The sequence below is a fragment of the Williamsia herbipolensis genome (assembly GCF_000964005.1).
Taxonomy (GTDB): Bacteria; Actinomycetota; Actinomycetes; order Mycobacteriales; family Mycobacteriaceae; genus Williamsia_A; species Williamsia_A herbipolensis.
The window spans coordinates 34,850-50,099 of sequence record NZ_JXYP01000009.1 but is presented as its reverse complement, the minus strand read 5'-3'; the positions used below and the strand labels follow the sequence as shown (position 1 = coordinate 50,099).

The 15,250-nt window shown below is 70.4% G+C and carries 14 protein-coding genes; 4 read left to right on the top strand and 10 right to left on the bottom strand.

All coding sequences use genetic code 11. The annotated features are described in order from the left end of the window. Nucleotides 1-48: 48 nt before the first annotated feature. The 3 genes from TU34_RS02770 to TU34_RS02760 are packed head-to-tail and all read right to left on the bottom strand — an operon-like array spanning nt 49 to nt 2,151. Entirely contained in the window at nt 49-780 is a 732-nt protein-coding gene (locus tag TU34_RS02770; RefSeq protein ID WP_150116359.1) for a class I SAM-dependent methyltransferase, read from the bottom strand. Further along, nucleotides 767-1,456, bottom strand: a complete 690-nt coding sequence (locus TU34_RS02765; RefSeq protein WP_045821322.1) for a TIGR04282 family arsenosugar biosynthesis glycosyltransferase — start codon at nt 1,454-1,456, stop codon at nt 767-769. Before TU34_RS02765 ends, TU34_RS02770 begins: the two co-directional genes overlap by 14 nt. After that, the gene (locus TU34_RS02760) at nt 1,453-2,151 is read right to left on the bottom strand and encodes a glycosyltransferase family 2 protein (RefSeq protein ID WP_045821321.1); all 699 of its coding nucleotides are present in this window, start codon (nt 2,149-2,151) and stop codon (nt 1,453-1,455) included. The genes TU34_RS02765 and TU34_RS02760 overlap by 4 nt, the downstream gene beginning before the upstream one ends. Before the next feature lie 134 nt (nt 2,152-2,285). Between TU34_RS02760 and TU34_RS02755 the strand changes: the two genes are divergently transcribed. Further along, nucleotides 2,286-3,674, top strand: coding sequence for a hypothetical protein (locus TU34_RS02755; RefSeq protein WP_238981141.1), 1,389 nt, complete (start codon nt 2,286-2,288; stop codon nt 3,672-3,674). A 12-nt stretch (nt 3,675-3,686) separates the two neighbouring features. Here the strand turns inward: TU34_RS02755 and TU34_RS02750 are convergent, their stop codons facing one another. Together TU34_RS02750 and TU34_RS02745 are read right to left on the bottom strand one after the other, a co-directional pair. After that, nucleotides 3,687-4,715, bottom strand: coding sequence for an NAD-dependent epimerase/dehydratase family protein (locus TU34_RS02750; RefSeq protein ID WP_045821320.1), 1,029 nt, complete (start codon nt 4,713-4,715; stop codon nt 3,687-3,689). After that, nucleotides 4,712-5,536, bottom strand: coding sequence for an S-methyl-5'-thioadenosine phosphorylase (locus TU34_RS02745; RefSeq protein ID WP_045821376.1), 825 nt, complete (start codon nt 5,534-5,536; stop codon nt 4,712-4,714). The genes TU34_RS02750 and TU34_RS02745 overlap by 4 nt, the downstream gene beginning before the upstream one ends. A gap of 64 nt (nt 5,537-5,600) precedes the next feature. Between TU34_RS02745 and TU34_RS02740 the strand changes: the two genes are divergently transcribed. Together TU34_RS02740 and TU34_RS02735 are read left to right on the top strand one after the other, a co-directional pair. Further along, nucleotides 5,601-7,478 carry a glycosyltransferase gene (locus TU34_RS02740; RefSeq protein WP_045821319.1) on the top strand — a complete coding sequence of 626 codons (1,878 nt, stop codon included), beginning with the start codon at nt 5,601-5,603 and terminating at the stop codon, nt 7,476-7,478. A 41-nt stretch (nt 7,479-7,519) separates the two neighbouring features. Then, the gene (locus TU34_RS02735; protein ID WP_238981140.1) at nt 7,520-7,735 is read left to right on the top strand and encodes a hypothetical protein; all 216 of its coding nucleotides are present in this window, start codon (nt 7,520-7,522) and stop codon (nt 7,733-7,735) included. 10 nt (nt 7,736-7,745) lie between these two features. Here the strand turns inward: TU34_RS02735 and TU34_RS02730 are convergent, their stop codons facing one another. After that, the gene (locus TU34_RS02730) at nt 7,746-8,630 is read right to left on the bottom strand and encodes a polysaccharide deacetylase family protein (RefSeq protein ID WP_045821317.1); all 885 of its coding nucleotides are present in this window, start codon (nt 8,628-8,630) and stop codon (nt 7,746-7,748) included. Nucleotides 8,631-8,717: 87 nt separating this feature from the next. Between TU34_RS02730 and TU34_RS02725 the strand changes: the two genes are divergently transcribed. Further along, a complete protein-coding gene (locus TU34_RS02725) occupies nt 8,718-9,698 on the top strand; it encodes an ABC transporter substrate-binding protein (RefSeq protein WP_045821316.1) in 981 nt (326 codons plus the stop codon). A gap of 7 nt (nt 9,699-9,705) precedes the next feature. On the opposite strand, the gene TU34_RS02720 is transcribed toward TU34_RS02725, so the two are convergent. From TU34_RS02720 to TU34_RS02705, 4 genes are all read right to left on the bottom strand, one after another. Next, the gene (locus TU34_RS02720) at nt 9,706-11,502 is read right to left on the bottom strand and encodes an ABC transporter ATP-binding protein (RefSeq protein WP_045821375.1); all 1,797 of its coding nucleotides are present in this window, start codon (nt 11,500-11,502) and stop codon (nt 9,706-9,708) included. After that, entirely contained in the window at nt 11,499-13,247 is a 1,749-nt protein-coding gene (locus tag TU34_RS02715) for an ABC transporter ATP-binding protein (protein WP_045821374.1), read from the bottom strand. Before TU34_RS02715 ends, TU34_RS02720 begins: the two co-directional genes overlap by 4 nt. A gap of 110 nt (nt 13,248-13,357) precedes the next feature. Next, nucleotides 13,358-14,155 (bottom strand): ABC transporter ATP-binding protein, encoded by a 798-nt coding sequence (locus tag TU34_RS02710; protein WP_045821315.1) that lies wholly within the window; start codon nt 14,153-14,155, stop codon nt 13,358-13,360. After that, on the bottom strand, nt 14,152-15,243 hold the full coding sequence (locus tag TU34_RS02705) for a FecCD family ABC transporter permease (protein ID WP_238981139.1): 1,092 nt from the start codon (nt 15,241-15,243) through the stop codon (nt 14,152-14,154). Before TU34_RS02705 ends, TU34_RS02710 begins: the two co-directional genes overlap by 4 nt. Between the last annotated feature and the right edge of the window lie 7 nt (nt 15,244-15,250).

Genomic DNA, 15,250 nt, shown 5'->3' with positions numbered 1-15,250 from the left:
CGGCCGAACCCGGACACCCCGCCCGAGCGCTCGCTCAGGGGCTGGAGATCAGGGGCGGACGAGCTCGACGAGGTGTCGTCCGGAGATCACGTGGGCGGTGCCCATCTGCAAACCGGCGCGCTCGGCGATCTCGCGTGCGGCGCCCACCCCGACTCGTGCCCAGGGGAACCAGGGCCCGGCGACGTTGCGCGACTCGACGCGGACCGCACCCGACCAGACCGACCCGTTCCACCCCGGCGCCGAGCCGACACCGGACTCGAGTTCGACGATCACGGTGCCACCGGGCGCGACGAGGTCAGCCGCCCGACGCACCACCTCATGGGGGTCGCCGCCGATGCCGACGTTGCCGTCGATCAGCAGCGCGTGATGCCAGCCGCCCTCACCGGGCATGCGCTCGAAGATGCTGCGGCGCAAAGCGACACCGCCGCGCTTGCGGGTCATCGCGATGGCGCGGGCGCTGCGGTCGACACCGAGGGCGCACACGCCGTGCTCGATCAGCTCGCTCACCAGTCGTCCCGGGCCGCACCCGAGATCGATGGTGGGGCCCGAACACATCCGGGCGATGTGGCGGTCGAAGGCGGCGTCCTCATGATCGCCGCTCGTGCCCAACCACCGGGTCACCGGTAGGCAGGTCCGCGTGCCGTCCGCCAGACGCAGCCAACTGTTCTGCCCGCGTACGGCGTCGAGGAAGGCGTCGTCGAAATGCGGGATCTCGTCGGACAGGTCGACTGCGCCACGGCCGACATTCGCTTCCGGGGAGAACTCGTCAGGAACGCTCATGGGCCACCGCCGATCTCAGTTCGGCGGATATCCGCGCGAACGCGCTCGTCGGGGCACAGGTCTCGGCCACCTCGGTCACGTCCGCCGGATGGTCCACATCGGTCAAGGACTTCAGGAACGCCACGCTACATCCTCCACGCCGCAGCGCGTCGGCAGTCCGCTCACCGGTGTCCGACTGCGACATCGCCACACCGGGCAGCACGTGCGCCCCGCGGGCACCCGAGACGGCGAGTCCCCACCAGCCGCCGTCGGTGGCGAGGCCGAGCGCGGCGTCGTGGTCGTCGAGCGCATCGAGTCCACTGACCAGCAGTTCCACCGTCACCTGGGGGGTGTCCATCCCGATCTGCATCACCCGTCCGCCGCCCACCTGCGCGGCCGCGTCGCGATGAGCGCGGTCGAGGCGATCCCCCAGGGTGTCCCCGTGCTGTTCCACCACGGTGGTTCGAGACAGACGCGTGCGCAGATCGTCGGATCCGACGGCGTCGTCGATCACACCGGCCAGCGACACCACGACGATCGCCTCGGGCACCGACAGCGCCGTGTCGAGGGTGTCGAGCAGGGCCGCCGAGGCCAGCGTCGCGGCCTCGGTCGCGGAATACCCCGCCATGAGACGCGTCTTCACCAGCCCGGGCACGGGCGCCTTCGCGACCACCAGGATCGCGCGCGAGGCGCTCACGACCGTGTCCCCGAACTCAGTGCTCCGAGGAAATCGCGAGCGGCACGGGCCGATCCGACGAACGACCCCGACACCTTCGACGTCCCCGCGGTGCGCGGACGGTAGGACACGTCGGTCTCGGCGATCGTCCAGCCGGCGTCGGCGGCACGGGCCAGCAACTCCACCGGGTAACCGAAGCGCATGTCCTCGATGGTCAACTCCAACAGTCGGTTCCGGCGCGCGGCGCGCATCGGTCCGATGTCGTGGACGTCGATGCCGAGCGTGCGTCGCAAACGCCGCGCCGCCCAGAGCGTTCCGAGACGTGAGTGCAGCGGCCACACGCCGCGTTCGACCGGTTTGCGGCATCCGACGGCGAGGTCGGCGCCTCCCTCGAGGAGCGCGACGAGGGCTCTCAGGTCGGCCGGATCCATCGACCCGTCACCGTCGATGGTGCAGACGATGTCGGTGCCGGCGGCGAGCACGCCGGCGTGCACCGCGCTCCCGTAACCCGGAACCGGTTGATACACAACGACAGCGCCGTGTGCGGTGGCGACCTCGGCGGTGCCGTCGGTGCTGCCGTTGTCGACGACCAGCGGGTGGTAGCCCTCCGGCATCCGGGCCAACACATCGGGCAGGGAACGCGCTTCGTCGCGACACGGGATGACGACCGTGACCGTGGTCGCGACGGCAGGGGTCGTACAGGCAGGGGTGTCCATCGTGTCCGAGGCTATTGGCTCGGACCGGTGTCGCGCCGCGAAAAGACCATGGTCGAACCATAACGTGACCACCGCACACCTCGCTGCGGTGCCGTCGTGGCCGAATCGAGGCGCTCGATGCCTAGATTGGAACCGTGACGGCCACACAGAGCGACGAAACGGACATTCGCGAGGAGTTGCCGCGGGGTGCATCACCCGCCGGACGGCCGAGGTGGTTCCGCGACACCGCCGCCATCCTCGCCGCGGCCGCGCTGCTGCTCACGTCGATACTCGTCCCGTTCTACGGTTCGCCGGAACTCAAACTCAACATCTTCGTGCTCGCGCCGCCGCTGTTCGGTGGGGTGGAGCCGCACGGCAACTACAGCACCGCCGTCGCGGTGGCGATCGGGCTGCTGGTGATCGCGTTCGGCCCCTGGATCGCGCGCACGCTGCGCTGGCGGGCCCTGCTGGCGGTCACGTGGATCGTGGGCATCGCGTGGACCCTGAGCCTGGCCCTCATCGACGGGTGGACCCGCGGCATCTCCACCCAGCTCGACCGACCCGACGAGTACCTCCCCACCGCACGCGGCGTGACCGACATCGGCCGCCTGATCTCCTCGTTCGACTCGCGGATCCTCGACTTCCAACCGAACTCGTGGCCCACCCATGTCTCCGGACATCCCGTGGGGGCTCTGTTGAGCTTCGTGCTGCTCGACCGGGTGGGCCTGGGCACCGGCACCCGGGCGGGGGTCTTCTGCATCGTGGTCGGCACCAGCGCGGTGATGGCGCTCTGCATCGCGGTGCGCTGCCTCGCCGACGAGACCACCGCCCGACGCCTCGCACCGTTCGCCGCGGTCACCCCGGGCGCGGTATGGATCGGGGTGTCGGCCGACGGCTACTTCATGGGCGTCGTCGCGTGGGGGATCGCGTTGCTGGCGGTGTCGGCGACCACCGACCGCGCGCGGATCCGCGCGTTCGCGGGCATCGGGGCCGGTCTGCTGCTGGCCTTCGGCATCTTCTGCAACTACGGACTCACGCTGATGGGGGTCATCGCCGTCGCGACGCTGATCGTGGCGCGCGCGTGGCGGCCGCTCCTGTGGGCGATCCCCGCCGCCCTGATCGTCGTGGCGGTCTTCGCCGTCGCGGGATTCTGGTGGCTCGACGGCTACCACCTCGTCTACGAGCGCTACTACCAGGGCATCGCGAGCAAGCGTCCGTACTCCTACTGGGTGTGGGCGAACTTCGCGGCGTCGATGTGTGCGGTCGGCCCCGCGGCCGTGGTCGGCCTCGGCCGCGCCCTACGACGGCGACCCATCGCCCGCCGCGAAGCCGTCGTGATCCTCGGCCTCGCCGGGCTGCTCGCGATGGCGCTCGCCGACCTCAGCGGGCTGAGCAAGGCCGAGACCGAACGCATCTGGCTCCCGTTCGGCGCCTGGATCCTCACCACCACCGCGCTGCTCCCACCGCGCCAACAGCGGTTCTGGCTCGCCGCCCAGATCCTCACGGCACTGCTCATCAACAGCATCGTCCGCACCCACTGGTGAGGAGGGGCCGGCTCAGTCCCGCAGGGGTGCGGTCGCGAACTCGCGGATCCCGTCGGCCGGGGTGATCTGGGCGGTGAACCCGAGGGTCTCGCGGGCGTGCGCCGGGTCGGCGACGATGTGCCGGACGTCGCCGGGTCGGAACCGTCCGGTGGTGACCGGCTCGGGGCCGTCGATCGAGCGGCACAGCTCGTGGGCGACCTCACCGATGGTGATGGGGTGTCCCGAGCAGACGTTGAACGCATCGAACCCGGGCGGCGTGTTCTCGATCGCGGCGACGTTGGCGCGGGCGATGTCGTCGACGTGGATGAAGTCGCGCATCTGACCGCCGTCCTCGAACACCGTCGGCGCCTGACCGTTCTCCAGCTGCGACCGGAAGATCGCGGCGACACCGGCGTACGGGGTGTCGCGCGGCATGTGCGGGCCGTAGACGTTGTGGTAGCGCAGAGCGGTGACCGAGCCGCCGGTCTCCAGCGTCCAGGCCTTGGCGAATGCCTCCTGCGCGGCCTTGCTCGCGGCGTAGTAGCTGCGCGGCGCGATCGGCGCACTCTCCGGGGTCAACGCCCACTGCGCCGGGGTGCCGTCGGCGAGGTAACGCTCGAAGTGTCCGGCCTCCAGCGCCTCGGTCGTGCGGGCCGGCGGGTCGACGGCGGCGCCCACCGCGTCGGTGTAGGTGCCGTCGCCGTAGACCACCATCGACGACGCCAGCACCAGGCGCGCACAGCCCCCGCGGTACATCGCGGCGAGCAGTCGGGCCGTCACGAGATCGTTGTCGGCGGCGTAGTCCGGGGCGTCGCGGGCGTCGACCCCGGCGCCCACCATCGCGGCCTGGTGGCACACCACGTCGACGCCGTCGAGCATCGAATCGATGTCGGCCGTGCGGAGATTGGAGACCTGCACGCCGTCGGGCGCCTGTGCGTCGGGGCCGTGCGCGGCCGGGATCATGCCGTCGACGGCGACCACGTCGTGGCCGCGCTCGAGCAGCTGGCGACGGATGTGCGAACCGATGAACCCGGCGGCGCCGGTGAGCAGGACCCGACTCATGACAGGCCCGGCAGCAGTGCTGCGAGGTCGTGTCCGCCTGCGGCGCAGTCACACTCACCCTCGGCGTCGACGAGGGCGACGGCGTGGGTCAGCAACCCCTTCAGCATGGCGAGGCTGCGTTCGAAGACGGCGTACACGTCGGCCTCCGACACGCCCTCCCCTGCGTTGACACCGGCGTCGTAGTCGGTGACGAGAGCGATTGGGGCGTAACACATCTGGAGTTCCCGGGCGAGGACGGCCTCGGGGTGGCCGGTCATGTTGACCAGGGTCCAGCCCTGCCGCGCGAACCACTGGCTCTCCGCGCGGGTCGAGAAGCGCGGCCCCTCCACGATCGCCATCGTTCCACCGTCGACCACCGGCGGCTTCGCGGGCACGGCGACCGCGGCCTCGTGCGCCGCGGCCCGCAGCTGCGGGCAGTACGGGTCGGCGAAGCTGACGTGCACGGCGTCGGTGTCGAAGAACGTCTGCTCACGTCCCGAGGTGCGGTCGACGAGTTGGTCGGGGACGACCACCGCCCCGGGTCCGATCTCGGCGACGAGGCTTCCCACGGCGCACGGCGCGAGCACCTGGCGCACGCCGAGCGATCGCAGCGCCCACATCGTCGCGCGGTAGGGCACGCGGTGGGGCGGGTACTCGTGGCGCAGACCGTGTCGGGGGACGAACGCGACGTCGACACCGTCGACGGTGCCCACCGACACCGGCGCGCTGGGCGCGCCGAAGGGGGTGTCGATCTCGATCTGCTCGGCGTCGGAATCGAAGAAGGAGTAGAAGCCCGTTCCCCCGATGACACCGATCCGGGCGCGGTTGTGCTGGTCGCTCATGGCGACAACACTGCCCCACCGGCGACGCCACTGCCCGCTCGGGGGTTCGCGATAGTCTGCCACGGTGACCTCCCCTGACACGGCGCCCCGACCGGTCCACGACGAGCCCGGCACCGAGACGCCCGACGGGCGGCGGGTCGTCGCCCGCGGGCTGTTCGCGGGCACCACCCCCGTCGCCAACGCCGCCCTCTATGCGGTGGTCCGCCACGGCAGCGGCGATCAGACGCGCTCGACCCTGCACCTGCAGCGCGGCGCCCGCGCCGACATGAACACGTTCTTCGGCCGCTTTCCCGCCAGCTACTGGCAGCGCTGGACGACCGCCTCGACGGTCACCGTGAGCCTGCGGGTCCACGCGTCGGCACATTTCCGGGCCGTGCTGATGGCGTCGGACATCGGCAGCCACCACCGCATCGTCGACGCCGTCGAGCTGACCGACCCGGCCGTCGACGGCCCCCAGGTCATCACGATGGACGCGCCGCTCAACGTCTTCGCCGACGGCGGCGCGATGTGGCTGAGCTTCGAGGCGATCGACGGCGCGGCCCGCGTCGACGCGGTCGAGTGGTCGGTGATCGCGGTCGGCCCACAGCGTCCCGTGTCGGTCGCCATCTGCACTCACAACCGCGTCCCGCAGTGCGCGGAGACGGTTGCGGCGCTGGCGTCCGACGATCAGGCCATGGCGGCGGTCGACGGCGTCTGGGTGGTCGACCAGGGCAGCGACACCGTCGACGAACACCCGCTGTTCGCGGAGGTACGCCCCCGGTTCGGCGACAAGCTGCACTACATCCAGCAGGGGAACCTCGGAGGCGCAGGCGGTTTCAGCCGCGGACTGCTCGAGGCGGTGCGGCGCAACCCGCAGGGCGACGTGATCCTCATGGACGACGACATCCTGTGCGAGCCGGAGACCGTGCTGCGCCTCGGCGCGTTCGCGTCGATGACCGAGTCACCGGCGATCGTCGGGGCGCAGATGTTGTTCCTGCACAACCCGACCTATCTGCTGGCGTCGGCCGAACGCGTCGATCTCGTCACCCTGCGCCGCGGCGTCGCGGGTGACAAGTACGCGCAGCAGAACAAGGACATGCTCAAGAAGATCACCGACCGCCGCATCGACGCGCAGTACAACGGCTGGTGGACGTGCCTCATCCCCGCCGAGGTCGTGGCACGGATCGGGATGCCACTGCCGGTGTTCTTCCAGTGGGACGACGTCGAATACGGTCTGCGCGCGGCGCGGTCGGGTATCCCGACGGTGACCCTGCCCGGCGCCGGGGTCTGGCACGCCGACTTCTACTGGAAGGACGTCGACGGCTTCGCGCACTACTTCGCGACCCGCAACGGCCTCATCACCGCCGCGCTCGAACCCGGGTTCGCCGCGGAGGCGGTCATCAAAGAACTCGGCCGCGACATCGTGAAGTCGATCGTGAGCCTGCAGTACGGCCTGGCGTACACCCAGCTGCGCGCGCTGAACGACTTCCTCGACGGCCCTTCGGTTCTCGACGACGGCGGCGCGGCGGCACTCGCCGAGATCAATGCCGAACGCAAGCGGTTCGCCGAGACCGTGATCACGCCGATGACCGCGGTGCCTGCGTCGGTCCCGATCCGTCGGGCCGCTCCGCCGCCGAAGCCGGGGTGGGAGAACGCCGTGCTCGCCAAGCGCGCGGCGGCCCACGCGCGCGGCCGGTTGATCGGCGGCCCGGTGGCGGTGTCGTTCGAGGACGCCGCCTGGTGGCATGTCGGGCAGTTCGATCACGTCTTCGTCACCGACGCCTCGCAGCACGGGTGTCGCGAGCGGCGCTACCGTCGCGACCTCGCCCGGGAGATGACCGATCGCCTCGTGCGGTTGTCGCTGCGGTTCCGGCGCGAGGCGCCGGCCGTGGCCGAGCAGTACCGATCGGCGATGCCCGAATTGACCAGTACGACCAATTGGGAACGGCTGTACGGGATCTGACTGCCTTGCGCTGATCGTTCGGCAGGCGAATGATCGTCTGCATGGAACGAACAATCGTACGGTGCGACAAGGGTGGGCTCTACTCGTCGATCTGGATCCCGCTGGTGTCGTTCAAGGCCATCAGGGCGAACGGCGCCCGGATCCAGTGGTGTCCGGTACACCACCGCTTTCAGCGCACCATGCCTGTCGACCTGTCGGCCTTGACCGAGGCCGAACGCACGGCCGCCGAGAGAGTCCACGATCTCCCGATCCCCTGACCGCGAGCGTTCAGTCCGGCGGGAACAGTCCGCGATAGTGGTCGGCGATGTCGCCGGCGGTCGTGAACCACACGCCGTCGGCGTGCGACGTCATGTGCTCGAGCGCCGCCCGAAAGCGCCGCAGCCGGTAGGGCTGTCCGGTGAGGAACGTGTGCGTCGAGATCGACAGCACCACCGGCTGCGCTCGTGCGTTCTCGAGCAGTTCGTCGAACGAGTCGACGATCATGCGCTCGAAGGTCTCGGCCGTGGCGTGGTGGTGGACGAACACCGGTAGGTCGTTCACCTCCTGCGGATAGGGCACGCTCAGCAGCGGCCCCGCGTCGGTCTTCAACCACACGGGTTGGTCGTCGACCGGCCAGTCGAGGGTGTAGGTGAAACCCCTCTCCGCCAACAGGTCCTCGGTGACGCGGCTCGGGTTCGCGCCCGGACTCATCCAGCCCCGCGGCGGACGACCCTCGTGGGACTCGATGGCCCGGTACACCGCGTCGATCTCGGCGCGTTCGGCATCGCGGGTCAGCGCGTTGGGTTGGGTCGAGTTGGTGCGACCGTGGGCGACGACGTCGGCGTCGAGGGCGCGAAAGGCGGCGATCACCTCGGGCGCGTGCTCGTACACCTCGGTGTTGACCAGCAGTGTGGGTCGGATACCGGTGCGGCGCAGGGTGTCCGCGAGACGGAATGCGCCGACGCGGTTGCCGTATTCGCGCCACGCCCAGTTGTAGGTGTTCGGCTGATCCATGTCCGGCGTGTAGCCGAGCCCCGGCGAGCCGGAGTCGTAGGCGAAGTGTTCGCAGTTGACGGCGACGTAGACGGCCAGGCGCGCACCGCCCGGCCAGTCGAACTGCGGTCGGTCGCCGATGGCGGAGTGGTCGAAGCGACCGTGGGAGGGCAGGGCCATCACTCCATCATGCGCCGACGCAGTCGCAGGACCGCTCAGGGTGCCCGATTGGTCGGAGTTAGGTAACCATAACCTAAAGTGACGCCCATGAACCTGAACTCCCCACGTGGTCGTCGCGTACTCGCCCTGATCGTCGCCGGTCTCGTCGGTGTCGCCACACTGTCGGCCTGCGGCAGCGGCTCCGACACCACGGCATCCGGACCGACCGTCACGATCGCGCACAAGTTCGGCGAGACGAAGGTGCCCGCCGACCCGAAACGTGTTGTGACCGTCGGATACAACGACCAGGACTTCACCCTGGCGCTCGGTGTGGTGCCGGTGACGACCCGCGCCTTCTTCGACAGCTACGACACACTCCCGTGGGTGCAGGCGCAGACCGGCGGCAGGGGCGTCCCGGCGATGCAGGGCGACAGCATCAACTACGAGGAGATCGCCACGGCGAAGCCCGACCTGATCCTCGCCATCTACGAGACCATCGACCGCAAGACCTACGACCGGCTCTCCCAGATCGCGCCGACCGTCATCCAGTCCGCCGAGTACAAGGACGAGGAGACGCCCTGGAACGTCCAGTTGCTGACCACCGGAAAGGCTCTCGGCCGCGAGGCCCAGGCGCACGCCCTGGTGACGAAGGTGACCGGCGAGATCGACGCGGCGAAAGCCGCCCATCCCGAGTTCGCGGGCAAGACCCTCGTCGTCGACTACGGCCCCGAGAACGGCGGCCACTACCTTCTCGGCGCCAACGACCCCCGACGCGCCCTGTTCGACGCACTCGGGTTCGGTGCCCAGGACACCGTGGGCGACGTGTCGGAGGAGAAGCTCGGGTTGCTCGACCGCGACGTGCTGTTCGTCGAGGGAGCCACCAGATCGCAGCTCGCGTCGTCGCCGGCGTTCACGCGCCTGAACGTGGTGCGCGAGGACCGCACGCTCTACACGCAGTTCGATTCACCGTTGGCCGGAGCGCTGTCCTACAGCGGTCCCGACGCACTGCTGTACGCGATCGACGTCGTCGTCCCTCAGCTGTCGAACGCGCTCACGGGCAAGCCGGTCGCCGACCTCGCCGGCGCCTGACCGACGATCACCGACCGGTGCCGTCGGTCTCCCATGCCCGCCACAACTGCGCGTACCGACCGGCGTCATCGGCCAACAACTGGGTGTGAGAGCCGAACTGGACGATCTGGCCGTGCTCCATCACCGCGATCGCGTCGGCCGTCGCGGCCTGGGTGAGTCGGTGCGCCACGACGAGTGTGGTCCGGCCGTCGGTGGCCGCGAGGGCGGCGTCCTCGAGGCTGCGGGCGCTGGCGCTACCCGCCTCGGCCGTCGCCTCGTCGAGCACCACCACCCGGGGATCGCGCAGCACCAGGCGCGCCAGCGCGATGTGTTGTGCCTGCGCCGCGGTCAGCGCGATCCCACCCTCCCCGACCCGGGTGTCGACGCCGTCGGGCAGCGCATCCACCCAGTCCCGGGCACCCACGGCACCGAGTGCCGCGAGGACCCGCTCCCGCGTCGCCTCGGGCGCCGCCAGTCGCAGGTCGTCGATGAGCGGTCCGGCGAAGACGTGGACCTCCTGCGTCACCGTCGCCACGTGGTCGCGGAGGCGGTCGGGATCGATGCCGGTCACCGCGACCCCACCGATGAGCGCCGAACCCGCACCGGGCGTGAGCATCCCGGAGATGACGGCGGCCAGGGTGGTCTTGCCGGCACCGGTGGACCCGACAAGCGCGGTACGTGTGCCCTCGGGGATGCGCAACGACACCCCGCGCAGCACCGGACGGTCGGGGTGGTACGCGTGGTGCACGTCGCGGACCTCGACCTCGGCACCGACGGGCGTCGATGATGTCGCCTCTGGTTTGTCGGGGCCGGGCGTGGTTTCGGGGCCGGCGGTGATGTCGAGGATGCCGACGAGTCGCGACAGGCTGGCTCCGGCCGCCTGCACCTCGTCGAAGCTGAACATCACCATGCCGACCGGGTTGAACAGTCGTTGGAACAGCAGCGCCGCGGCCGTCACCGCGCCGACGGTCACCTCCCCCTCGCGCACGAGTGCGAACCCGACGACCAGGATCGCCGCCAGTCCGATGAACTCCGCGCGGTTGATCCGTCCGCTGAATCGCGTGAACTGGGCGAACACCGCGATCGAGATGTCCCGGGCGCGAGCCGATGCGGTGCTGATCGCCTCGACGTGATGGTCGTGGCGTTCGTAGGCGTCGATGGTCGGGAGGCCCTGCAGTGACTCGACCATGACCTGGCCGCGTGCGGCGATCGCCACCCGCTCGTCGCGGTACATCGGTGCCGAGCGGGGGAGGTACCAGCGCACCGCGACCACGTAGGCCGGAAGGGCCAGCGCACCGGCGAGACCCAACCTCCAGTCGAGGCCGAGCATCCCGACGAGGCTGAGGACGCCGAGGAAGGCACCGTTGATCACGGTGGGCAGCACCTGCGAGACCGCCTTGCCGATCGCACCGACATCGGCGCCCACCCGCGACAGCAGGTCGCCGCGACCGGACTCGTCGATGGTGGTGGCCGGGAGGGTCAGGGCCCGCCGCAGGACCGACTCGCGGAGATCGGCCAACAGCACCTCGCCGAGCTTGGTCACCAGATAGGTCGAGAAACCGGTGCCCACGCCGGCGACCAGCGCGGTGACGCCGATCGCCGTGGCGAGCGGCCAGATCGCGCCTGCGTCGGCATCGTCGCGGACGCGGTCGACGAGGACACCGAGAAGATAGATGGGGACCACCGCTGCCGCGGCCGCGATCACCCCGACCAGCAGCGTGACGACGACGGTGCCGGGTCGGCGTGCCAGGTCGGCACGCATCCACGCCGCCGTCCGACGCGAGCGTGACACCGGGAGGATCGGTGCGACGTCCGGGATGGTCATCGCGACACCCACTCTCTATAGTCGGTCCGCGCGCGGACGAGATCGGCGTGGGATCCCTCGGCCATGACGGCGCCGTCGACGACCAGGACCACCCGGTCGGCCGTCGCGAGCAGCGCGGGACTGCTGGTGACGACGATGGTGGTCCGGCCTTTCTCACCGCGCACGGTCCGCAGACCGTCGGCGATCTCCTGCTCGGTGACCGCGTCCACCGCGGTCGTCGGATCGTGCAGGACCAGCACCTCCGGCGAGGCGATGAGCGCCCGGGCCAGGGCGAGCCGCTGTCGCTGCCCACCCGAGAGGCTGGCCCCGCGTTCGGTGACCGGATGATCGAATCCGTTCGGATACAACGCGATCACCTCGTCGGCCGCCGACGCGGCCAGCGCCGAGACCGTATCGGCCGATCGGCCCTCGGCCCGGTCTTGGCCCGTCGCCGCGCCCCACAGGATGTTGCTGCCCAGTGTCCCGGTGAACAGGTGGGTGTCGTGGTGTTCGACCACGATGGCGGCGCTGCGGGTGCCACGCGGGATGTCCTCGAGCAATCTGCCGCCGACGGCGACCGTGCCGGCCGGGACACCCGGGGCGCCGGCCAGCAGATCGATCAGCGCCACCGCATCGCGCGCCGCCGGCGCGACCACGGCGACGAATTCGCCTGCGGCGACGTCGAGTCGGAACCCCGGGAGCACGTCATGCGCACCACACCGCACGGTCACCGCGGCACGGCGTGCGTCCTGTGAGACCTCCGGTTGCGGCGGGCCCGTCGGCGGGTCGGCACGCAGTGACGGAGCCGAGAGGACCTGCGCGACCCGGTTGGCGCTCGCCCGGGCCTCGGCCACCCAGCTGGGGACGATCGCCAGCACCGCGAAAGGGTCGATGAGGTACTGCGCCAGACCGATGACGGTGATGAGTGCGCCGACGCCGATGTCGCCCGAGAGCGCGAAGTACACCGCGACCACCGCGACACCCATGGCCGCCAGCGCGCCCGCGGCGGCCGCGGCACCCGCGTGTGCGCTCTGGATACGGGCTGCGCGCAACGACGCCGAGAGCGATGCGCGACTCGATCGCCGGTAGCGGTCGGCGGCGGCACCGGTCGCACCGATGCCCTGCAGCGGTCGCAATCCGCTGACGAGGTCGGTGGCCATGCCGGAGGTGCGTCCCACCTCGTCCTGCTGCGCCTCGACGCGTCGGGCGATCATCGGGGCGGTGACCTGGAGGCCGAGCACCACCAGCGGGATCCCGATGAGGACGAGCGCTCCGAGGATCAGATCGATGGACAGCAGGACGATGCCGCACGCGAGGGTGCCGACCACCGCGCTGACGACCCTGGGGACGTAATCGATGACGTAGGAGGTGTTGTCGGCGTCGGTGGTCGAGATGGACAGCAACTCCCCCGCCGAGAACGCCTCGGCCCGGCCCGCCGGTGCGGCGATGCCGTCGCGGTCGAGCGCACGGGCGCTGAGCTCGTCGCGCAGCAGGTGCGATTCGCGGGCGATACCGAACATCAGTTGCCGGGCCCCGAGGCGATAGAGCGTGGTCAGCACGACGAACAGCGCCGCCAGCACCGCGATCCAGAAGCCGATCGCGGCAAACGATCCCGTCGACACCGCGCGGTCGACGATGACGCCGATGAGGATCGGCACCGACACCTCACACAGCTGCCACCCCGCGATGAGCGTCGATCCGCCCACCAGCCACCGTGCGTTGCGTGTGACGGTGCGCCGGAGGACCGCACCGCCGCTCACACGCACCCGACCACCCTTCGCCACCCGCCTCTCCCGGCCCGCGTGATGCGTCGCGCGCCTCGCTCGTACCAGGTGAGCCAACCAGACGGCAGGCGTGCGCGCGTCATCCCGGCTGCTCACGTCGTCCGGCGCGAGGCACGGGGGATCACCAGCGGCGTCCCGGTCTCGGGATCGTCGATGATGCGACACCGCAGTCCGTAGACCTCCTCGACCAGCTCGGCGGTGATCACCTCGGACGGATCACCCTGCGCCACGATCGATCCCGCCTTCATCGCGATGACGTGGTGGGCGAAGCGGCAGGCGTGGTTGAGGTCGTGCAGGACGGCGACGACGGTGCGGTCGGCCTCGGCGTTGAGGTCACCGAACAGATCGAGCAGTTCGATCTGGTGGGCGATGTCGAGGAAGGTCGTCGGCTCGTCGAGCAGGATCAGCGGGGTCTGCTGCGCGAGCACCATCGCGACCCAGACCCGTTGGCGCTGGCCGCCCGACAGCGCATCGACCGGCCGCCCGGCGATGGACGTGATGCCGGTGGCGGCGAGCGCGTCCCGCACTGCGGCCTGGTCGTCGCGGGAGTACTGCCGGAAGAGCTTCTGATGAGGGAAACGTCCGCGGGCGACGAGATCGGCAACGGTGATGCCCTCTGGCGCGATCGACGACTGCGGCAACAGACCCAGCTTGCGGGCGACGTCCTTCGTGTTGAGCGAGGCGATGTCGGCGCCGTCGAGGACGACCTGTCCACCCGCGGGGCGCAGCAGGCGGGCCAACCCGCGCAGCAGCGTCGACTTCCCGCAGGCGTTGGGTCCGACGATCGCGGTGATCGCGCCGGGGACGATGTCGACGGAGAGCCCGTCGACGATCAGATCGGTGCCGTAGCCGAGGGACAGGTCCCGGGCTCCCAGGGTGATGTCGGTCAACGGGCCCTCCTGGCCTGGACGACGAGCAGATACACGAGGTAGAGACCGCCCACCGACACCGTCACCGCGCCGACCGGCAGTTGCGCCGGGGCGACGATCTTCTGGGCGACGAGATCGCTGAGCAGGAGGAGGAACGCGCCCATGACCCCGGCCGAGACGAGGCTGACCCCCGGCGCCCCGGTCAGCCGGCGCGCGAGCTGCGGGGCGGCGAGGGCCACGAAGGAGATGGGTCCGGCGGCCGCGGCGGCCACCGCCACGAGCACGACACCGATCACGAAGAACCCGACGCGTGCCCGTTCGGGCCGCACGCCCAACGCGCCCGCGGCGTCGTCGCCCATCTGCATGATCGGCAGCTGTGGCCCCATCGCGAGCAACGCGGCGACGGCTACCACCACGCACACCAGCACCGGATACAGCTGATCCCAGTCGAGTCCGTTGAGCGTGCCCTGGTTCCAGATCGACGCGGTCACCGCCTGCGCCAGCTTGATGCGGATGACGATCCACTGGTTCACCGAGCTGAGGGCCGCACCGATCGCGATGCCCACGATGATCAATCGGAACCCGGCGATGCCGTTGCGGTAGGCCAGCAGGTACACGACGAGTGCGGTGAGGAGTCCGCCGATCGTGGCCCCGAGTGCGGTCAGGTAGTAGCCGCCGCCGAACGCCGCGATCGCGACCAGCGCGCCGGTGTAGGCGCCGGTGGTGAACCCGATGACGTCGGGGCTGCCCAGGGGGTTGCGGGTCAGGGCCTGGAAGATCGCGCCCGAGACCCCCAGCGCCGCACCGATCACCAGGGCCAGCAGGATGCGCGGCATCCGGAACTCGAGCACGACGACACGGGTGAAGGACGAGTCCTGGCCGGTGACGACGCGTACGACGTCCATCGGCGAGACGGGGTATTCGCCGATGCCGAGAGCGAACACGGCGAGCACGACACTGCCGACCGCCAGCACCGACAGCGCGACGACGGTCCGGACCGACGCACGTATCGACACGTGCCGGCCGCGTCGCAGGACGAGCTGGCGGTGCCCGAAGTCGATGTCGTCGCCCGACTCGGGACGCGGCGTCGAACGCCCCTGCCGAGACACGATCGGC